The 19,824-nt window shown below is 73.1% G+C and carries 16 protein-coding genes; 9 read left to right on the top strand and 7 right to left on the bottom strand.

Annotated features, from left to right (window positions below; genetic code table 11):
- The first annotated feature begins 119 nt into the window (after positions 1-119).
- From Q6347_RS14815 to Q6347_RS14825, 3 genes are read left to right on the top strand one after another with little or no spacing between them, the layout of a single operon-like run.
- Positions 120-458, top strand: a complete 339-nt coding sequence (locus Q6347_RS14815; RefSeq protein WP_304603300.1) for a WhiB family transcriptional regulator — start codon at positions 120-122, stop codon at positions 456-458.
- A 48-nt stretch (positions 459-506) separates the two neighbouring features.
- A complete protein-coding gene (locus Q6347_RS14820; protein WP_304607748.1) occupies positions 507-3,761 on the top strand; it encodes a glycosyltransferase in 3,255 nt (1,084 codons plus the stop codon).
- The gene (locus tag Q6347_RS14825) at positions 3,758-5,368 is read left to right on the top strand and encodes a DUF5719 family protein (protein ID WP_304607749.1); all 1,611 of its coding nucleotides are present in this window, start codon (positions 3,758-3,760) and stop codon (positions 5,366-5,368) included. Before Q6347_RS14820 ends, Q6347_RS14825 begins: the two co-directional genes overlap by 4 nt.
- Before the next feature lie 13 nt (positions 5,369-5,381).
- Here Q6347_RS14825 and Q6347_RS14830 read toward each other — a convergent pair whose 3' ends face one another.
- Complete coding sequence (locus Q6347_RS14830; protein WP_304603303.1) at positions 5,382-5,813, bottom strand: metallopeptidase family protein; 432 nt, start codon at positions 5,811-5,813, stop codon at positions 5,382-5,384.
- A gap of 67 nt (positions 5,814-5,880) precedes the next feature.
- Between Q6347_RS14830 and Q6347_RS14835 the strand changes: the two genes are divergently transcribed.
- Positions 5,881-6,273 carry a DUF3499 domain-containing protein gene (locus Q6347_RS14835; protein WP_171247672.1) on the top strand — a complete coding sequence of 131 codons (393 nt, stop codon included), beginning with the start codon at positions 5,881-5,883 and terminating at the stop codon, positions 6,271-6,273.
- A 5-nt stretch (positions 6,274-6,278) separates the two neighbouring features.
- Here the strand turns inward: Q6347_RS14835 and manA are convergent, their stop codons facing one another.
- On the bottom strand, positions 6,279-7,487 hold the full coding sequence (manA, locus tag Q6347_RS14840; protein WP_304603304.1) for a mannose-6-phosphate isomerase, class I: 1,209 nt from the start codon (positions 7,485-7,487) through the stop codon (positions 6,279-6,281).
- A 64-nt stretch (positions 7,488-7,551) separates the two neighbouring features.
- On the opposite strand from manA, the gene Q6347_RS14845 reads away from it, so the two are divergent.
- The gene (locus Q6347_RS14845; RefSeq protein ID WP_304607750.1) at positions 7,552-8,979 is read left to right on the top strand and encodes a phosphomannomutase/phosphoglucomutase; all 1,428 of its coding nucleotides are present in this window, start codon (positions 7,552-7,554) and stop codon (positions 8,977-8,979) included.
- A 17-nt stretch (positions 8,980-8,996) separates the two neighbouring features.
- Positions 8,997-9,185, top strand: a complete 189-nt coding sequence (locus Q6347_RS14850; protein ID WP_171247687.1) for a Trm112 family protein — start codon at positions 8,997-8,999, stop codon at positions 9,183-9,185.
- Here the strand turns inward: Q6347_RS14850 and Q6347_RS14855 are convergent.
- Complete coding sequence (locus tag Q6347_RS14855; RefSeq protein ID WP_304607751.1) at positions 9,179-10,474, bottom strand: SpoIID/LytB domain-containing protein; 1,296 nt, start codon at positions 10,472-10,474, stop codon at positions 9,179-9,181. The two genes, Q6347_RS14850 and Q6347_RS14855, sit on opposite strands and share 7 nt — an antisense overlap.
- A gap of 220 nt (positions 10,475-10,694) precedes the next feature.
- On the opposite strand from Q6347_RS14855, the gene Q6347_RS14860 reads away from it, so the two are divergent.
- Both Q6347_RS14860 and Q6347_RS14865 read left to right on the top strand, forming a co-directional pair.
- Positions 10,695-11,483 (top strand): NAD-dependent epimerase/dehydratase family protein, encoded by a 789-nt coding sequence (locus tag Q6347_RS14860; protein ID WP_304607752.1) that lies wholly within the window; start codon positions 10,695-10,697, stop codon positions 11,481-11,483.
- A 99-nt stretch (positions 11,484-11,582) separates the two neighbouring features.
- Positions 11,583-12,275: a 2-C-methyl-D-erythritol 4-phosphate cytidylyltransferase gene (locus Q6347_RS14865; RefSeq protein ID WP_171247677.1), complete on the top strand. Its 693-nt coding sequence runs from the start codon at positions 11,583-11,585 to the stop codon at positions 12,273-12,275.
- A 48-nt stretch (positions 12,276-12,323) separates the two neighbouring features.
- Here Q6347_RS14865 and Q6347_RS14870 read toward each other — a convergent pair whose 3' ends face one another.
- From Q6347_RS14870 to Q6347_RS14880, 3 genes are read right to left on the bottom strand one after another with little or no spacing between them, the layout of a single operon-like run.
- A complete protein-coding gene (locus Q6347_RS14870; protein WP_304607753.1) occupies positions 12,324-13,121 on the bottom strand; it encodes a polysaccharide pyruvyl transferase family protein in 798 nt (265 codons plus the stop codon).
- Positions 13,118-16,027 carry a glycosyltransferase family A protein gene (locus Q6347_RS14875; protein WP_304607754.1) on the bottom strand — a complete coding sequence of 970 codons (2,910 nt, stop codon included), beginning with the start codon at positions 16,025-16,027 and terminating at the stop codon, positions 13,118-13,120. The genes Q6347_RS14870 and Q6347_RS14875 overlap by 4 nt, the downstream gene beginning before the upstream one ends.
- Positions 16,028-16,065: 38 nt before the next feature.
- Positions 16,066-16,830 (bottom strand): Stf0 family sulfotransferase, encoded by a 765-nt coding sequence (locus tag Q6347_RS14880; RefSeq protein ID WP_304607755.1) that lies wholly within the window; start codon positions 16,828-16,830, stop codon positions 16,066-16,068.
- Positions 16,831-17,056: 226 nt separating this feature from the next.
- Here Q6347_RS14880 and Q6347_RS14885 point away from each other — a divergent pair, with 226 nt between their 5' ends.
- On the top strand, positions 17,057-18,295 hold the full coding sequence (locus tag Q6347_RS14885; RefSeq protein WP_304607756.1) for a hypothetical protein: 1,239 nt from the start codon (positions 17,057-17,059) through the stop codon (positions 18,293-18,295).
- Positions 18,296-18,328: 33 nt separating this feature from the next.
- Here the strand turns inward: Q6347_RS14885 and Q6347_RS14890 are convergent, their stop codons facing one another.
- A complete protein-coding gene (locus Q6347_RS14890) occupies positions 18,329-19,780 on the bottom strand; it encodes a glycosyltransferase family 2 protein (protein WP_304607757.1) in 1,452 nt (483 codons plus the stop codon).
- Positions 19,781-19,824 lie beyond the last annotated feature (44 nt).

The raw sequence follows: 19,824 nt of genomic DNA on the forward strand, positions 1-19,824 counted from the left end.
GCCGTGTGAACACGTCATGGAAATGCGCCACCTAGCACATTTCGGCTTGACGACCCGAGATGACACGCGTGTAATTCCAGGTATGCAGTTTCTTCGAGGACGGCATGGAGGGGCACGCCATGTGGAATTTGCTCGACGGGGACCAGGGGGCCTTCCCGTCTGACATCGGTCAGGAGACGGATCGGGTCGCCCCGGTCCTCCCGCTCTTCGGCAGCGACGACGTCGTCGAGGAGGAAACCCTGCTCGGGTGGCAGGAACGAGCCCTGTGCGCCCAGACGGACCCGGAGGCCTTCTTCCCGGAGAAGGGCGGGTCCACCCGCGAGGCGAAGAAGGTCTGCGCCTCGTGCGAGGTCCGGTCGGAATGCCTGGACTACGCGCTCGAGAACGACGAGCGCTTCGGCATCTGGGGCGGGCTCTCGGAGCGCGAACGGCGAAAGCTCAAGCGGCGCGCCGTCTGACCGATATCCCACACGCCGGGGTCGGGGCGCCGCATCATGGCGCTCAGGATGACTGCACCGCACCTGACCCGGACACCTGACGGGGCCGCGCGCGACGACGTGGCCCCCGGGTCGGTGACGGGCGTGCCGGCCCGGCAGTCCGTGACGGTGGCGGCCGTCGTCGTCACCCGTGGACGCACCCCCTTCCTCCCGGCCACCCTCGACGCGGTGGCCGCGCAGGTCCGGGAACCCCAGGACGTCGTCGTCGTCGACGTCGACGCCGCCCCCTCCACCGGACAGCATCCCGACCTGCGCCTCGGGGACCGGCAGTACGTCGGGGCGTCCGGCTCGCGCACCCTCGGCGAGGCCGTCGACCGGGCCCTGACCGCGCTGGGTCTGGAGAGCACGACCTGGTTGTGGATCCTCCACGACGACTCGGCGCCGGCCCCCGACGCCCTGGCGGCCCTGCTGCGCGCCGTCGAGCACTCGTCGGCGGTCGCGGTCGCGGGCTGCAAGCAACGGCGGTGGCCCCTGGACGACGACGGCCAGCCGCTGCCCCCGGACCCCGACCGGCCCGGTGTCCTGGTCGAGGTCGGCTACACCGTCTCGCCGCTCGGCCGTCGGATGACCGGGATCGACGACTCGGAGATCGACCAGGGCCAGCACGACGCCCGCGAGGACGTCCTCGCCGTCGGCCTGGCCGGGGCGCTCGTGCGGCGGACGGTGTGGACCGACCTCGGTGGCACCGACCCGGAGCTCGGCCGGTTCGGCGACAGCCTCGATCTGTGCCGCCGCGCGCGACTCGCCGGGCACCGTGTCGTCGTGGTCCCGGACGCCGTCGTCCATCACGCACAGGCATCGCTGCGCGGCCTGCGGGGGTCCCGCGGTCACCGGCACCGCGGACGCCGGTCCGCCTCCGCCTACGCGCGGCGGCGCAGCCAGCTGTACACCCGGCTCGTCGGTGTCCCCCTGCCGGTGCTCCCGCTGGCCATGGTCGCCATGATCGTGTGGGCGCCCGTCGCCGCGGCCTACCGGCTGGCCCTCACCCGTCCGGCGCAGGCGCGCGACGAGCTCGTCGCCCCGGTGGCGACGGTGCTGCGGCTGGTCCCGCTGATCAGGGGCAGGCGGCGTGCCGCCCGCACGCGCCGGATGCCGCGGCGGGTCCTGCGCCCGCTGCAGGCGGGCTGGCGCGACGTCGTCGCCCGCCGTCGGGACGCCCGTCTCACCCGGGCCGAGGCGCACCGGACCCGGCGGGCGGTCACCGACCTCGAACGTGCCGAGCTGACGGCCCTGGCCCGACGCCGCCGGACGGGCCTGTCGGTCGTGCTGGTGAGCACGGCACTGCTGGCCCTGGCCGCGTTCGGGTCCTGGCAGGGCGTGCTCGCCGACGGCGGGCGCGTCGTCGGGGGTGCGCTGCTCCCCGCCCCCGCCGCCCTGGGCGAGGTGGCCGACGCGGCGACCTCCGGATGGGTGCAGGACGGTCTCGGCACCGGGGCCCCGGCGGACCCGTGGCTGGCGGTGCTGGTGATCCTCACCGCCCTGGTCGGCGGTGCCGCACAGACGGCGGTCAACGCGCTCGTCCTGGCGGCGCTGCCGTTGGCCGCGCTCGGCGCCTGGTTCGGGTCCGGAGCGGTCAGCCGGTCTGTGTGGGCGCGGGTCGCGGCGGCGCTCGTGTGGACGGCATGGCCCGGTTTCCTCGAGTCCCTCACCACGGGTCGTCTCGGCGCGGTGCTCGCCCACCTGGCCCTGCCGTGGCTGCTCCTGGCGGTGCTGCGTGCGCTCGGCCGCCAGGCCCGCGACGACGTCGGCCCCCCGGCGGCGCCCCGGGGGTCGCTCGGTGCGGCCGCGGCGGCCGGCCTGCTGCTGGGCGTCGTCGTCGCCGGTGCCCCGGCGCTCGCCGCGGTCGCCCTGCTCACCGGCGTGGTGGGACTGGTCGTCGCCCGGACGCACTGGCGTCGCGTCCTGGTCGTGCTGCTCCCCACGGTCGTCCTCGCGCTGCCCTTCTGGTGGCACGCCGTCGCCACCTGGACCACCGGCGGATGGCGTCCGCTGCTGGCCTCCGTCGGGACGCCGACGCCTGCCGGGGCCGTCGACGGTCTCACCCTGCTGCTGGGCCACCCGACCCCGCCGCAGCCGTGGGCGGCCGGGCTCGACCTGCCGTGGCAGCCCCTCCAGGAGGCCGGGCCGTGGGTGCTCGGGACCGGGCTCCTGGCGCTCGCGGCCGCCGGACTCCTCCGGGGTCGCCACCGCCGCGCGGCGCAGCTCGCCGTCGGTGTCGCCGTCCTCGGACTCCTGCTGGCCCTCGTCGCGAGCGGGACGGTCGTGGCCGCCGACGACGCGGGCGGCGCGGTGCACGGCTGGGCGGCGCCCGGACTCTCCGTGGTGCTGCTCGGGCTCGGGGTCGCCGCGCTGACCGCCGTCCCGGAGCCCGGGACCCGTCGTCCGGTGCGACTGCTCACGGGCACGCTGGCGGTCGTCGCCCTGCTCGTCCCGGTCCTCGGGCTCGGCGCCTGGTGGTACGACGACGCCCGGGGCGCCGCCGTCGGCGAGCTGCGGGCCGCCGCGGCCGGGGTGGTCCCGGCGGTCGGGCAGGAGCTCCAGGCCGCCCCCCGGTCGGCACGCGTCCTGCAGGTCGACCGGGTCGACGGGGTGGTGGAGTACACGCTGCTCCGTCGCGACGGCTCGAGCATGCTCGACTCCTCGGTCGTCGTGCGGGCCCGTGAGGCCGGTCTCGTGCCGGGTCGGGAGCGGCCGGACGTCGCCGCGCTCGACACGCTCACCGCCCAGGTGGCCGCGGGCCGGAGCCCCGAGCTGGCGGACCGGTTGTCCGCTCTCGGTGTGGGCGCCGTCCAGGTGCCTCCCGACGGCGACCCCGAGCTCGTCACGACCCTCGACCTCGTGCCCGGTCTGAGCCGGGTGACGGAGAGCTCCGTGCTCCTGTGGCGCGTCGACCCCGCGGGGCCGCGCCCCGCCTGGGCCACCGTGCTGCGCACGGCCCCGGAGGACGGACGGGCCTCTGCCCCCGTGCGAACCCTCGACAGCGACGGCCGCACCGTGGACGACGTCGTGGGGACCGGCGACCCGGACCGCGTCCTGGTCCTCGCGGAGTCCGCCGGTGCCGGATGGCGCGCGGACGTCGACGGGCGGCGGCTGCCGGCGACCGAGGTCGACGGTCGGCAGGCCTTCGTGCTCGGGGCGGACGCCGGTGAGGTCCACGTCGGGTACGCCGCGCCGTCACGGCCGCCCTGGTTCGCGCTGTGCGGCCTGGTGCTGGTGGTCTACGTGCTGCTGGCCCTGCCGCTGTCCCGGCGGAGGAACCGATGAGGGCCGCCCCGACCCTGCGCCGCGCGGGCCTGGTCGTCTCCGGCACGCTCGTCGCCGCAGCGCTCGTCGCGACCGCGGCGGTCGGCGAGCAGTGGACGCAGCGGTGGACGGCCGCGGACGAGGTCGCGGTCGCCGCGGCCATGCGGCAGGTCGAGGTGCGGCCGCCGACGTCCGTGGCCGTGTGTCCGCGCCCGGTGCGCCTGCCCGCCGGCTCCGACGTGGGGGACGACCAGTTCGGGGCCGCCCCGGTCGAGAGCCGCTCGGCCGTGGCGGCCGCCGTCGAGGGTGCGGCCGGGACGCCGCTCCTCGCGCGTCTCGACGGCACGCGGGCACGGGGGATCACGGCGGGTCCGGCGGTGGACGTGCTGTCCGAGCAGGTCCGGGGCGTCCGGGTGCTCCGGGCCGAGCCGCGGGCCGGTGCCCCGCTGCGCGTCGCGGCAGCCCTCGCGGGGAGCACCGCCGCGGGCGACCTGCGGGGGCTTGCGGCCGCGTCGTGCCGCGCTCCGGCGACGGACCACTGGCTGGTGGGCGGCGGCAGCGAGGTCGGCCGGACCGCACTGCTCACGGTGCAGAACCCGAGTGTGGAGCCGGCCGCCGTGAGCCTGGAGGTGTACGGGCCGAACGGCCCGGTGTCGATCGGCGGTCAGGGTGCGTTCACGGTGGCGCCGGGGGAGCAGGAGGTGCTCCGGCTCGACTCGCTCGCCCCCGAGCAGCGCCGCCTCGCGGTCCACGTCCGTGCCACCGGCGCCCGGGTGACGGCCTCGTGGCAGACCCAGGGCATCGACGGGCTCGTGCCGACCGGTGTCGACCTGCTGGAGCCGGGCGACCCGCCGGCCCGGGTGATGGTGGCCAGCGGGGTGGTCGGCCGGGGCGAGGCTCCTGACGCGCCGCAGGCGGCTGCGCTGTGGCTCCTGGCCCCCGACGGCCGGCCCGGTGTCGCCCGGGTCAGCGTGTACGGGCCGGAGGGCCGGGTGACGCTGCGCGGCGCCGAGGTCGTCGACCTGGCCGTGGGCGCGGTGACGTCGGTGCCGTTGGGAGGCCTCGAGCCCGGGACGTACACGGTCGTCGTCGACGCCGACGTCCCGGTGGTCGGGGCGGCCCGCTTCGCGCTGCCCGGGGAGCAGCCGGAGGACTCGGTCGTGGACGGCACCCCTTACGACGTGGCGTGGAACGCGGGGCGGTCGTTGCCGGCGGGACCCGTCGACGCGGGGCAGGTCGGCCTCCCGGCCGTGGCACAGGGTGCGACGGTGGTGCTGTCCGCCGTCCCGGCGGACCGTTCCCCGGACGTGGATCCCTCGGGAGTCGTGCCCGTGCGCCTGCGGGGTGTGGCGGCCGACGGGAGCCTGACCGGCGAGGAACAGGTCGAGGTCCCGGTCGGGGGGACCGTCGAGGTCGCCGCGGACGACGTGGCGGCCGAGGTCGCGGTCGTCGTCGACCCCGCGTCGTCCGACGACGGCGCGGCCCCCGCCGCGCGGGTGGTCTGGTCCGTGCGCCTCACGGCGTCCGACGGGACCGGCACGGACGGCTCGCTGGTGGCCACTCTCGACCCGACGCCGTCCGCCGAGACGGACGGCCTGGAGGAGGTCCGCCGCGTCGACGTGCCGTGACGACCGGTGCGGGTCAGCGCTCGCCGAACCGCGGGTCGATCTCCTCCGGCGTCCGCGCCAGCAGGTGCGCCACCTGCTCCACGACGACGTCGTGCACCAGCTCGGCGAGGTCCTCGGGGTCCGTCGAGCGGGTCTCCACCGGCCGGCGGTAGATCACGATCCGTGCCGGCCGGCCCGACGTCGCGGGGAAGACCCGCCCGAGCGGCACGCCGGACGACTCCCAGGGAGCGGGGTCGGAGGGCGGCACGTCCTCGACGCCGAGCTCCGCACCGGCCACGGCCGGCCACCGGCGCTCGATGGACTCGAGCGACGCGAGGACGGCGTCGTCGAACCGCTCGGCGCGGGAGCGATGGGCGGGCAGGTCGGCGGGTATCAGAGGACCCCGTGGTCCCCGCCCTCGCCGGTCCCGGCGACGCGGTCCTGACCCCGGTGCGGTGAGGTTCACGCTCCGAGACTATCGACCGACGGCGCGCCTGGAGCGCAGGTCCGTGCGCGGCACGTATTCTCCGTGGGTGAGATCGGTGAGGCAGTGCTCGCGGACAGCATGCACGCAGGCGGCGGTGGCGACCCTCACCTACGTGTACGCGGACTCGACCGCGGTGCTGGGGCCGCTCGCGCAGCGTGCCGAACCGCACAGCTACGACCTGTGCGCCCAGCACGCGGAGCGCCTCACCGCGCCGCGCGGCTGGGAGGTCGTGCGGCTGCAGCCCGAGTTCCACACGCCGGCCCCCTCCAAGGACGACCTCTCGGCGCTGGCCGAGGCCGTGCGGGAGGCCGGACGGGGCGGCCGGGCCACCCGGACGCCGGTGTCCGCGGAGCCGGCGACCGTGACCGAGACGGCGCGCCGTGGCCACCTCCGGGTGCTCCGGGCGGAGTCCGACGGCGGGCCGGCCGCGGGCGTCTGAGCCGGTCAGGGCACCCAGGCGCAGACGACGTGCCCCGCCCCGGCCACCGAGAGGGTCCCGGCGTCGTGGGGGACGAAGACCGACGCCCCGTGGGACAGCCGGAGCGGCTCCGCTCCGGAACCGCCGGCGGTGAGCTCCACCGAACCGTCCAGGCAGAGCACGATCCGCGGGCCCGAGGCCGGGAGGTCGACCGCCTCGGAGGGGTCGACGTCCGCCGTCGTCAGGGCGAACTCCGGCACCGGTGCGCGATAGGTCACCACCTGTCCCCGGCCGCCCGACGTGGTGATCTCCGGGGTCGCGGGGCGGCGCGGCGCGAACGACGCGCACTCCAGCAACGCCTCGACGTCCACGTGCTTGCTGGTCAGCCCGGCGCGGAGCACGTTGTCGCTGGACGCCATCACCTCCACCGCCACGCCGGACAGGTAGGCGTGCACCTCGCCCGGAGGCAGGTAGAGCGCCTCACCGGGGTCGAGCGTCACCCGGTTGAGCAGCAGGGAGGCGATCACCCCGGGATCGCCCGGGTGCTCCGCGGAGAGCGCCACCACGGTCGCGTCGGCACGCTCCGACGGTGACCCGGCCTCCAGGCGGGCGCGGACCGCCGCGACGGTCTCGTCCACGGCCTGACGGCAGGACGCCGCGCCGCGGCTCGAGAGCAGGGCCGAGAAGGCCGCCCGCACACCGGTCGCCGACCGGTCGGCACGGAGCGCCGACCGGACCTCCGCCACGAGCGGGCCCGGGAGACCCTCCAGGAGCGCCAGGGTGCTGCGTGGGGTACGGAACCCTGCGAGGCCGTCGAACTCCGTGAGCGCCACGACCATCTCCGGCTTGTGCTGGTCGTCGTGGAAGGAGCGTTCGGGGGCGTCGACCGGGATCCCGAGACGGTTCTCCCGGTGGAACCCGGCCCGGGCCAGGTGCGGCCGCGGGTGGACCTGCAGGGAGAGCGACCTGTCGGCGGCGAGCACCTTGAGCAGGTAGGGCAGGCGCGGGCCGAAGCGGTCGGCGACCCGGTCGCCCAGGACGGCCGCGGGGTCGGCGCGCACGATCTCGTGCAGCGGGACCCCTGCCGACGTGCTGGGTGCGCTGCGGTGGGCGCCCAGCCAGAGCTCGGCGACGGGGAGGCCGTCGACCGGGAGGTCGAGCAACGTGGGGATGCGCGTCGGGGATCCCCAGTCGTAGCGCTGCACGGGGTTCGCGAGCGGGTGCAGCACGGTCACGGACCCACCCAACCACACTCGTCGTCGTGCCGGACGCCCGTCCTCCGCGCCGTAGGCTGGGCGGGTGACGACGGACCTGACGAAGATCGTGAAGGCCTACGACGTGCGGGGGCTGGTGCCCGCGGAGCTGTCGCCGCGGGTGGCGTGGGCCCTGGGGGTGGCCTTCGCCGAGGTCGCGGCGGTGCCCGACGGGGCGGCGCGGGTGGTGGTCGGCCGGGACATGCGGGACACCGGCCCCGCGCTGGCCCGGGAGTTCGCCGCGGGCGTGACGTCTCGCGGCGTGGACGTGGTCGACGTGGGTCTGTGCTCGACCGACGGGCTGTACTTCGCCTCGGGCAGTCTGCAGGCGCCGGGGGTGATGTTCACCGCCTCGCACAACCCGGCCGCGTACAACGGAATCAAGATGTGCCGGGCCGGGGCGCGGCCCGTGGGGCAGGACACCGGCCTCGCGCAGATCCGCGACCGGGCCCAGCAGATCCTCGACGGCGCCGAGCCGGAGGCCGCCGGCACGCCGGGCGAGGTCGTCGAGCAGGACGTCCTGGGCGACTACGCCGCCTTCCTGCGCTCGCTGGTCGACCTGTCCGGGATCCGGCCGCTGAAGGTCGTGGTCGACGCCGGCAACGGCATGGCCGGGCTGACGGTGCCCGCCGTCCTGGGCGACGCCGCCGGGCTCCCCGGCCTGCCGCTGGAGGTGGTGCCGCTGTACTTCGAGCTGGACGGCACGTTCCCGCACCACGAGGCCAACCCGCTGGAGCCGGCGAACCTGGCCGACCTGCAGCGCGCCGTGGTGTCCCACGGCGCCGACCTGGGCCTGGCCTTCGACGGGGACGCCGACCGCTGCTTCGTCGTCGACGAGACCGGCGCGGCCGTCTCCCCGAGCGCGATCACCGCCCTGGTCGGGATGCGCGAGATCGCCCGCGAGCAGGCCGCCGGACGGCCCGCGACGGTCATCGCCAACCTCATCACCTCCCGGGCGGTGACCGACCTGCTCGGCGAGAGCGCCACCGTGGTGCGCACCCGGGTGGGGCACTCCTTCATCAAGGAGACGATGGCCGAGCACTCGGCGATCTTCGGCGGCGAGCACTCCGCCCACTACTACTTCCGCGACTTCTGGTTCGCCGACACCGGCATGCTGGCCGCGCTGCACGTGCTGGCCGCGCTCGGCTCGCAGCCCCACCCCGCCAGCGCGCTGGCCGACATGTACACCCCCTACAGCGCGTCGGGGGAGATCAACTCGCGGGTCACCGATCCGGGTGCGACCACCGAGCGGGTGCGCGACGCCTACGAGCGCGCCTACCCCGAGGCCGTCGTGGACACCCTCGACGGCCTGACCGTCACCCACTGGGACGACCAGCACCCCAAGTGGTGGTTCAACCTGCGCGCGTCCAACACCGAACCCCTGCTGCGCCTCAACGTCGAGGCCGCCGACCACGACATCATGACCAAGCTCCGGGACGACGTCCTGTCCCTCGTGCACGAGGAGGCCCTGTGAACGACCAGACCCCCTGGATGGACCCCTGGGTGCGCAGCGTGCTGCGCTGCCCCGTGACGGGCGCCGAGCTCGTCGACGCCGTCGGTCCGGACGGCGCCCCGGAGCTGCGCTCGACCGACCCGGACCGCCCGCTGGCCTACCCCGTCCGCGACGGCATCCCGGTCCTGCTGGAGAGCGAGGCGCGCGAGGTCCGTCCCGGTCAGTAGCCGCGGATCCCGGTGATCCACGCGGCGGGCAGGTTGCCGGCCGTGGTCGCCCGGCCGATCCACCGGCGCATCTGATCGGCCTTTCCCGAGATCGTCGACGTCGTGCCGTGGAGGTTCGTCGCGGTGATCGAGCGCATCTGACCGCTGCTCCAACGTGCCGTGACTTCCACCGAGACCACCGTGGGCAGGCCGAAGAGCTTGCTGGCGGAGGCCTGGGTGAGGGTACGGGTCCACGACGAGTACGAGTTCCCCGGGGCTCGCAGGCTGTAGGGATCGGATACCGACCTCTCGTACGGGACCACGGACGACCAGACGTCCTCGGAGTTCGCGGTCCGGCCACCGCTGGAGGAGAAGTAGTGGGCCGCCACGGGCTTACCGTCGTGCTCCAGCACGCGCCCCTCCATCGTCGACGAGCTCGTCCGGTCGACCGCGGTCTTCCAGATCGTCCCGTAGTAGCCGTTCGTGCCCTCGTTCTCCTTCTTCCAGCCGGTGAAGTTCTGGTCCCGGACGTCGTCGACGACGTGGCACCGGCACAGGTTCTTGTTCGTCCGCTGCGAGAGCGCATAGGACCGCGCCGTGATCGCCTGCGCCCGCAGGGCGCGCTCGCCGCCGGAGGCACCCCACGAGGACGGCATCTCGGCGATGCCGTACAGGTACTCGGTGTTGAGCCGGACGTCGTTGGTGAGGTTGGGGATCCCTTCCCTGACGGTCGTGGTCAGCCGTCCGTGCCGGTAGGCGCCGTGCGCACCCACGACGGTCGCCACGGCCGGCGTGCCTGCCGGCCGGTAGTAGCGGGTGCCCGACCAGTAGATGCGGACGACCTTGGCCCAGTAGGCGGCGCCACGGGTCCACACCTTGACCTTCCCGGTGCTGGTGGCCTTGATCGCCAGGGTCGTCGCTCCGCTGCCTGCCACCAGGGTGTCGCCGCGGCCGTCCCGTACCCGCCACGAACCGGAGTCGATGGACACCCACGTCTTGACGCCGGTGTCGCCGTAGCCCTCGTAACCGTAGGGGTCAGGCCCGTAGACCTGGACGCGGATCGCGCCGGGCACGTCGCGGTACGGGGTCCCGACACCCGTGTAGTAGTGCTTGAGGATGCCGGTCGCCGTGCGGCCCTCACGAGCCATCTGGTACGCACCGAACTGGGGCATCCCGACGCCGTGCCCGTACCCGCTGCCCTCGAGCCGGAACGCGTCGGGTGCCGCGGACACGGCCTCGGACTGTTCCGTGACGGGTTCGGCCGCGACCGTCGGGCCTGCGACCGACGACGCGATCAGGGCCGCGGTCATGACCGCCACCAGAGCCTTGTGTGACCGAGTCCTGCGGTGCATCGTCCTGACCCCCCGCGTGATGTGCTCATTCTACTGTGGCGCAGGTCACTCGACGAGGCATCCCGGACCGGTCCGTCCGCGTCGGCGTCGTCCCGGGTCACCGCGCGGGCGGCCGCCGGGCCGTCGTCTACGATGGTCCGGACCTCGCGGCCCGCGAGCGACGTACGGAGGGAGTGGCGTGAGGACTGCGCTGATCGGCTACACCGGATTCATCGGGTCGAACCTCGCGGCAGAGTTCGCGTTCGACGATCTGTACAACACCTCGAACATCGATGACATCCGTGGTCAGGAGTACGACCTCGTCGTCACCGCGGCCGCCCGTGCGGACTCGCACCGCATCAACCAGGACGGTGCGGCCGACCGCGCCGAGATCGACGCCTACGTCGACCTGCTCTCGACGGTCAGGGCGGACAAGCTGGTGCTCGCCTCGACCGTGTGCGTCTATCCCGGCGGGACGTCCCCCGACGAGTCGACCCCGCTCACCGAGGCAGGGCTGACCCCGTACGGGGCGAACAGGCTGCACATGGAACGACGACTCGGGGACGCCTTCGACCTGCTTCCCGTCCGGCTGCCGCAGCTCTACGGTCGTTCGATCAAGAAGGGCATCGTCTACGACCTGCTGAACGACTACCGCGTCGAGCACATCCGTCCCGATGGCCGCTTCCAGTACTACGACCTGCGCCGGCTCTGGGCGGACGTCCGGGTCGCGCTCGACCACGGGCTCGAGTCGCTGAACGTGGCGACGCCGGCGATCGACAGCGCGACGGTCGCCCGGGAGGTCTTCGGCCGGGACATCACCGGTCAGCTCGCCGACGTGCCCGAACCGCCGCTCGCGTACACCCGCGACATGCGTACCCGCCACGCCGCGCTCTTCGGCGGGCCCGAGGGCTACCTCATGGACGTCGAGGACGAGCTCGACGCCATCCGTCGGTTCGTGGCCGATGCCCGCGAGGGGCTGCTCGCCTGAGCCGGTGCGGCAGCCCTCATCACCGGCCACGTCGACCACGCCCGTGATGCCGGTCCGACCCCGCCCGAGGCGGATTCCCCCGAGGAGAGAACAGCACTGATGTACAAGTCCCACAAGGTTTCGGCCATCGTCACCTGCGCCGGCCGTGGCGTCCGCTTCGGCGGGAACAAGCTGCTGGTCAAGATCAACGGTGTCACGATCCTCGAGAAGACGGTGCGTGAGTTCGTGCACCCGCTCGTCGACGAGATCATCGTGACGATCAGCCCCGAGAACCGCGAGGTCTACCACCAGATCCTCATCGAGGACGCCGGGCTCCCGGTGACGCTCGTCGACGGCGGAGCGGAGCGGTTCATCTCGGCGCAGCTCGGGCTCCAGGCCACGTCCGGGACGATCGTGATGGTCCACGACGGGGTGCGCCCGTTCGTCAACGGCGAGCTGATCGAGCGCGTGCTGGACGCGGGGGTGGAGAACGGGGCGGCGATGCTGGGCATGCCGACGGTGGTGCAGCTCAAGACCGTCGACGACGAGGAGTTCATCACCGGGTCGCTGGACCGTTCGCACAGCTGGCTCGGCCAGACACCCCAGGTGTTCCAGCGGGAGCTTCTCGAGAAGGCGTACGAGGAGGCCATCGCCTCGGACTACCACCGGATCTCCGACGACGCCGACCTGGTGGCGGAGTTCACCGGCCACCGTGTCAAGATCGTCAAGGGCGAGGACTACAACATCAAGATCACCACCCGGACCGATCTGGTCATCGCCGACCAGATCATGGCGCAGGCCGACTGGGAGTGACTGAGCGGGGCACGTCGGGCGTGACGGACCGTCACGCCCGACGTGGCCCTAGACAGGAAGAGCCGCGACCAGGCCCTCCTTGAGCCGGTCGATACCCGAGGGCGGGCGAAATCGGTCCCGGACCAGGTCGACGACCTGCGTGAGCGAGCGGTCGCGCACGTCGTCCGGCCGGACCGGGTCCTGGTAGCGGTCCGGACCGAACGCCGAGCAGTAGTCGCGGAACTTGAAGTCCCCGCCCACCAGCTTGTTGCTGACCTTGAGGCGGACGTTCGGGACCTCGAGCGAGTCGGCGAAGATCAGCCCGTGCATCGACGACGACACGACGACCTCGCACGAGGCGATCTCGCGGGCCACCTCCTCGGGGGACCACGCGACGTCGATGCGGCGGACGGACGGGCCCAGGTCCGTCAGCGCGCGCATCGTGCTGTCGCCTGCGTCCTTGTAGTGCGGGACGACTCCCAGCGCGTACCGCTTTCGCACGGGACCGTCGACGAGCCGATCGGCGAGGATGCCAGGGTCTCCGAGCGCCGTCGCGGCTCGGGACTCCGGGGACAGCTGCTCCAACGACAGCCGGCCACGCACGGCGAGCGGGCGGAAGGACGGCGGTGCCGCGTCCTGGAGGGGCGCGATCATGCCCGTGCCCCAGATCTTGGGCATGCGGTCCGGACGGCTCCGCAGGACCGTCTGCAGCACCGACCCGGCGCCGACGACGTCCGCCTGCTCCAGCGGCGACCACTCGACCGGCCTGCCCGTCAGGCGCTCCAGGAGCGGAGTGGTCAGTTCGTCACCGAAGTTGAGCTCTGTCGGATAGCGCCAACGCCACCACCACAGTCGGAGCGGGCTCACCAGTTGCTCCCTTCGCGCGGACCGGCCGCGGTTGCGCGGGCGTCCGGCACCGGACGACGACGCGCGACGTGCGCGACGGCGCCATGGGCGGCGTCGGCCGGCGTCGCGGTGGTCAGGACCTCGGGCGACTCGACCGACAGGTTCTGCGCGACCACGACGGGCAGCAGCGTGCCGTCGAGCGACACTTTCAGCACGATCTCGGTGTCGATGGCGTCGAAGGGCACGGGGAGACGGGCGGCGAGACGCCCCTGCGCCACGTCCCGCCAGGGCAGGCGGTACCGGGCATCACGCCCCCCCGAGGGGTCGACGGTCGCGTAGGCGCGGACGTCCGCGCCCGGACGCGGCAGCGCGATGACGGCCTCCGGGCGCCCGTCCTCGTCGAGCCGGAGTTCCTCGAGGGTCGCCGCCTCGACGGGATGGACGGACCCGTCCCGGTCGAGCGAGAGGTTGCCGTGGCTCGCCGTCCCGTACAGGACGGCACCGACGGAGATCAGCACGACGGCGTCGGTGTCGACCGACCGCGTCCGTGCGCTGCCGAACCGCACCGCAGCACCGGCCTGGGTTCCCCAGAGAGGAGTGAGGTACAGGTCCCAGACCCCGTGCGGCGGCAGGGACTCGGGACGTGTCCTGAGGCCGAAGGTCAGGGCATCGTGCCCATCGGCCCTCCGACGGGTGCCCAGGTCGCCGACCTCGGCGGGAACCGCGTCGTCCGTGCCGCGTCGGCGCCACGACGCGTGGACCGTCGTCGGCGCGGGGCGGTCGTCGGGGCCCTCGACCTGGCCCCGCAGCGTGATGTCTCCCGCACGGTCGACGTCGAGGCTGGTGAGCAGGTGCTCGATCGGGGGCGCCTCGACGTGCAAGACCTCCGGGCCGACGATCGCGCCGATGGACCTCGGGACGTCGAGGACGAGCCCGTCGTCGCGGGCCTCGACCGCGAGGTGCCGGACGTTGCCGCCGGCGAACTCGACGAGCTCCGTGAGAGGTTCGGGATCGCCACGGAACACGAGCTCGAGCAGGGGACGGGCCGGCGCGGCGAGTCGTCGGCGCAGGCCCGGTGTCCACAGGTGCCCGAACTCGTCGACCACCCGGGCCACCAGGTCGGCGCGGTCCTGCGGATCGAGCTTGAGGTAGCCCTTGCGGAACACCCCCTCCAGAGCCGCACCGCCGAACGGCCTGCCGAGCAGTGCCTCCCGGGAGGGACCCGGCTCCGTGTGACGCACGATGACGGCGGAGAGGAGCCGTGCCTTCATGAGCTTGTCGTCGATCGTCTCCGACGTCCGTGACTGGTGCTCCGCGACGTCATCGTCATGACCACGCACGAGGTAGTAGTCGGAGTCGGCGAGCACGGCGATCCGATCCGCGGTGAGCTCGGCCTCGGCGACGAACGCCTGGTCCTCGCCGTTGCGCAGACCTGTGGGGAACCTCAGGCCATGGCGTCCGACGTGGTCCGCGTCGAACAGCTTGGTGGGGCCGAGCGCCGTGATGAGGTGGTGCTCGACCATGTCGGCGTCAAGGGTCGTGCGACGGAAGACACGGCGGGGCACACCGACCCGGTTGCCGAACCCTCGCATCCGTCCGAGCACGACCTGGGCGCCGGAGGCGGACGCGACGTCGGTCATCGCCTCCAGCGCGTGCGGCGCGAGGAGGTCGTCGGCGTCGAGGAAGAAGAGATAGCGCCCGGTCGAGAGGTCGATGCCGTCGTTCCGCGGAGCTGCTGCGGAGCCGGAGTTCTCGCGGGACACGACCCGCATGCGGGGGTGGTGTCGCGAGAGCTCCTGCAGGATCGCGGCCGACTCGTCCGTCGATCCGTCGTCGACGGCGACGATCTCGATCCTGTCGGCTGGCAGCGTTTGTGCGAAGACCGACCGGATCGCGTCCTCGACGAAGCTGCTGGCGTTGTAGACCGGCACGACGACGGAGACGACCGGGCGCTCGACCGGCGCGGACATCGCCCGGGACTGCTCGGTCGGCAGCACCTCCACCTCGGCGTGTCCGCCGCGGTCGATCCTTACCACGAAGGGTGCCGGTCGGCGCCGTCCCCCGTCGGTGAGCACGACCTGCCAGAGTCCCGGAGTGGCCGATGCCGTGACGGTGAGGTGTGCCTGCGGTCCTTCGGTCTCGAGCCTGAAGCGGCCCGGTGCCGTGGAGGCGCCGAGGCGACGACGGACCTTCAGCGCCGTCCGCCGCACGATCGACCCGACGGGCGCCACGAGCTCGGCCGTCCCGGACGTGGGCCGGCGTCGGCGCCCCTCGGCCGGAGCCACGTGGACGCCGTCCAGGGGGACGGAGAACGTGACGCGGCTGCGCCCCGCGTCATCGGGGCGTGTCTCGAGGTTGACGTCGGCCTGCCTCGGCCGGGAGTCCTCGACGACCGTCCGCAGCGTCCCGCTCGTGTCGAGGCTCAGGGCCCCGGCCTGGTTGCGGTAGGCGACGATCGGACGGTCGCCGACGACAGCCGGCCGGGCTGCACCCTCGTGGCGCAGGCCGCTGCGCGTCTCGACGCCGTCCTCCGAGGTGACGGCCATGACGTCCCACACGCCGTTCCTCAGCGGCTTGCCGCCCACGACCTCCCGCGGGTCGAGAGTCGCTTCGGAGCGGAGGCGGACGGCGACGCGCCCGGGGGACACGGGAGCGAGGACGCTGAACGTCCTGCTCGGGACGTCCACGGCGGTCGTGCCGGACCGCGACTCCAGCGCGATGCCCGCGGAGGCGTGGGCCGACGCGTCGCCCGCACCGACCGCCGTCCCGTCGTCGGGCGAGGGAACCGTACGCTCCCGCCCCGCGTCGTCGACCCATCTCGTGGTCGACCAGATCCGCAGCGCACCCTCGACCCACACCGTCGCGGTCACGTCCGAGACGGCGTGGAAGGCGCCGTCCACCTCAACTGATCCCCTGGGGGAGTCCACCGTGCCTCCGTCGTACTTCGTGAACCGAAAGACCGCGATCAGCGCGACCCGGACTCGGCCAGGTAGCGCGCTCGCCACTCGGCGTTCACGGCCGTCGCCTGACGCGTCGTACCCGGCTCCGGGAGAACGGCGGGCACGGGGACGTCGAGGCGTGCGCAGACATCGGCCACGGTCCGCGCGGGATCCTCCAGCATCTCTTCGTACACCACCACGTGCGGGGTGATGCCCCTCGTCTCGAAGAAGGTGTCCCAGGCGGACTCCTGCTTCTGGAAGGCGCGGATGCCCTTGGTGATGGCGTCGGCGTCGTAGACCGGCTCCCCCTTGGCCTGGTGGAAGCTGATCCATGCCTTGGTCTGCTGGGCGATCACCAGCGACACCGCCTGCGCGACCTTGTCCGACCGCGTGATCCGGATCCAGTCCTGGGGATCCAGGACGGCCATGACCTCCTGGTCGTCCATGACGTCAGCGAACTGCTTCCAGTGCGCCTTGACCCCGAACCAGCCGCTCGGCGAGGTGCGACGTCGCATGACGGCCTGCAGCGTCGCCGCCCGGGTCGGCTCTCCGAGCCGCTCCTGCCAGGTCGCGAGGTGCTGCGTGTGGATGTACTCCAACGGGCTGCCGAGCTGTCCCGTCCCGTGGAGCAGGTGCCCGAGCATGTGGCTGCCGGATCGCGGCATCGAGGCGATGACGTAGGTCCTGGGCGTACCGGAGAAGGTCGGCTGGTCATAGGCGTCGCCGAACTGGTCCCACTTCTGGGAGCCCGTGTCGCCGGATCCTGGCCGACCTGCCTGCTGCTGGCTCATGGGTTGATCTCTCCTTCTCCCGTCACGACGAGGGAGCGTAGGCAATGGCGGGAACTCTACCGGACGGTCGGACCGCGGGGACGTCGTCGAGGAACGCCACGAATGCCGGGCCATGGTCTTCCGGGCCATCCTGGCGTGCAGTGGGGAGCGCTACAGTTGTCCCTGTTTCCTCCCGCAGCAGCGCTCCGGCCGGACGGCCGGTCCGACGAGACGTCTTGGATGTGGAATGACCGCGATCGACGCCCGGCAGAACTCGCTCCTCTTGCCCGAGGGGGCCAGACTCTTCCACATCGGACTTCCCAAGACGGGGACGACGCACCTGCAGAACGCCGCCGCGGCGCTGCGTGAGCCCTTGCTCGAGCACGGGGTGCTGTACCCCGGCCGCACCTTCAACCACCGTCGCGAGGTGTCCTCGTTCATGGGGCGCGGCTGGGGGTGGGGCCAGAAGCCGACCCTCGAGCACTGGGAGCGCCTCCAGGCGGAGATCGAGGCCGACCCGGGGAACCGGATCTGGTTCGGGCACGAGTTTGCCTCCGAGGCCTCCGTCAAGACGGTGAAGCGGTTCCAGGAGGCGATCGGCGAGCGGATGCACGTCGTGGTCACCCTGCGGCACTACGGCTCGATCCTCGCCTCCTCCTGGCAGCAGTACATGAAGATGGGCGCCACCGTCGACTTCGAGAGCTGGCTCGAGGCCGTGCTGGCGGACCCGCCGGACCGGAGCGTCACCCGGACCTTCCACACGCGCAACAACCAGGGCCTGGTCCTGTCACGCTGGGCGAAGATCGTCGGCGCGGAGAACGTCACCGCCATCGTGATCGACAAGGCGACCCCCAACCTTCTGACCGACGCGTTCGAGGACCTCCTGGGACTGCCGCGGGACTTCCTCACGGCGCACGAGCAGGACGGCTTCTCCTCCAACCGGGGCATGTCGGTGGACGAGGCCGAGCTGCTGCGCGCCGTGAACACCGAGCTCAGGCGGCAGGACCTGCCGTGGTCGGCCTACGAGCACTGGATGCGCCAGGGCGTCGCCGGCAACCTCATGACGGCGCGGAAGCCCGGTGACCACGACGCGGCGTTCGAGCTGCCGCGCTGGGCCGCCGAGAAGGCCACCGAGCGGGGTACCCGCTACGCGGACAAGATCGAGGCGACGGGTGTCCGCGTCGTCGGCGACCTCGACGTGCTGCGCGCGCCCGCCCGATGGAGCGACGACCCGGTCTTCACCGTCGACGAGGTGCCGCTGGAGGCGGCGAAGGCAGCGGTGATCGGTGCCATCGAGGCCGGTCTGGAGAAGGGTGAACGGCTCGAGCGGGCGACCGGTTCGCTGGCCGAGAGCCGCGAGGACCTCAAGAAGGAACAGCAGCGCCGCGACATCGAGATGCTCGAACGCTTCAAGGCCACCGAGCTCGCCTCGGAGGTGGCCCGCCGGGCGGCTCGACGGGTCAAGGGCCTGGCCCGACGCGGCTGAGGGCGCGTCTCCGACTGCGGAGGAGGTCCGGTCTCAGTCCTGCCGCACGGAGACCGGGCGCCCCGCGGTCACCGTCAGGGTCTGCGCGGAGCCGAGGTCCTCGGGTCCCGGGTCGGCGCCCGCCGGGCCCAGGACCTTCGTCGGCTGCCCCACGACGGGGCCCCACGACGGGGTGACCTGAATGTGCCAGGTGCCCGGCTCGAGCGTCGGCAGGGCCAACTCCACGTGGGCCGTCCCCCGGTCGTTCCCGACCACCGTGGCCTGGACGTCGACGGCCGCGCCGCCCGGCGTCCTGAGCAGGCGCGCGGCGACGGCATCCGGCGCGGTCCGGACCCGGCGCCCCTCCACGTCGGCACGCATTCGGGCCGGGCCCCCGTCCGAGGAGGAGCCCGCCGAGACCAGCGTGCTCCTGGTCACCACGGGGCCGGCCCGGCGCCACTCCAGGGGGACGCTCCGGGCCAGGTCCGCCGGGAGGTTGACGACCAGCTCGTCCCCGTCCCGGACGTAGCGGAGGCGGCGGACGTCGCCTTTGACGTGCTGGGCGACGGCCAGCGCCTCCTCGTCCCGCCCGGCGAACAGCAGCCACAGCGGGAGCTGGAGGTGCGGTTCCAGATGGGCGCGCACCCCGTCCGTCCACAGGTAGCCGAACCGTTCACGGATGCGGTCCAGCCGGACGGCCCGCACCTGCGGGTCCTCCTCGAAGGACAGGCTCCGCAGCATGCCGTGGTAGACGTAGCGGAAGGCTCGTCGTAGCAGGGCGTCCCGGGTCCGACGGGCCGTGACGTGCTCCTCGATGAGGTCGACGAGGCGTGACGACTTCTCGAAGATCGTCTCGAACCCGGCGCCCGACCTCGACAGGTGCCCCCCGTCGTCCCGCAATCGCCACAAGTAGTACGGCCGGTCGGCCAGGATCGCGATACGACGGGCCTTGAGCTCCGCGGCCGCGACGAACAGGACGTCCTCACCGACGCTGATGTCCTCGGGGAACCGCAGGCCGTGCCGCTCGATGTGGGAGCGCCGGAAGAGCTTGTGCGGCGTCATCGCGTGGAACAGGTGGTCCCTGGCCAGGTCGGCGTCCAGGACGGTCCGCCGGAACGTGGTCGACGGCTGACCGCGGCCGCCCATCCCCTGCATCTTGCCGAGGACGACGTCGCTGTCCGTGGCGTCCGCCGTGTCCACCAGCTCCAGCAGCGCCCACGGTGTGAGCTGATCGTCGGCGTCGAGGCAGAACACGTACGTCCCGGTGGCGTGGTCCAGCGCGACGTTGCGTGGACGGGACGCCGAGCCGGAGTTCTCCTGGGCGATGACACGCATCCCGGGGTGCTCGGCCGCCAGCTTCTCGAGGATCGTCAGCGTGTCGTCCGTGGAACCGTCGTCGACCACGATGATCTCGATGCGCGCGGCGGCGAGGGTCTGCTCGAAGACCGACCGGACCGCGTCCTCGACGTACCGGGAGACGTTGTAGGCCGGGATGATCACCGACACGGACGAGTGCGGACCCCGTCGCCGTGCGACAGTGCCGACCGTGC

The sequence above is a fragment of the Isoptericola sp. b408 genome (genome assembly GCF_030588085.1).
GTDB classification, from domain to species: Bacteria; Actinomycetota; Actinomycetes; order Actinomycetales; family Cellulomonadaceae; genus Isoptericola; species Isoptericola sediminis.

What these genes read in the sequence shown, in the direction of transcription:
- Q6347_RS14850 (WP_171247687.1), top strand. Translation starts at nt 8,997, where the DNA reads ATGGACCCCTGGGTGCGCAGCGTGCTGCGCTGCCCCGTGACGGGCGCC.
- Q6347_RS14820 (WP_304607748.1), top strand. Translation starts at nt 507, where the DNA reads ATGACTGCACCGCACCTGACCCGGACACCTGACGGGGCCGCGCGCGAC.
- Q6347_RS14825 (WP_304607749.1), top strand. Translation starts at nt 3,758, where the DNA reads ATGAGGGCCGCCCCGACCCTGCGCCGCGCGGGCCTGGTCGTCTCCGGC.
- Q6347_RS14855 (WP_304607751.1), bottom strand. Translation starts at nt 10,474, where the DNA reads ATGACCGCGGCCCTGATCGCGTCGTCGGTCGCAGGCCCGACGGTCGCG.
- Q6347_RS14815 (WP_304603300.1), top strand. Translation starts at nt 120, where the DNA reads ATGTGGAATTTGCTCGACGGGGACCAGGGGGCCTTCCCGTCTGACATC.
- Q6347_RS14880 (WP_304607755.1), bottom strand. Translation starts at nt 16,830, where the DNA reads ATGAGCCAGCAGCAGGCAGGTCGGCCAGGATCCGGCGACACGGGCTCC.
- Q6347_RS14885 (WP_304607756.1), top strand. Translation starts at nt 17,057, where the DNA reads ATGACCGCGATCGACGCCCGGCAGAACTCGCTCCTCTTGCCCGAGGGG.
- Q6347_RS14865 (WP_171247677.1), top strand. Translation starts at nt 11,583, where the DNA reads ATGTACAAGTCCCACAAGGTTTCGGCCATCGTCACCTGCGCCGGCCGT.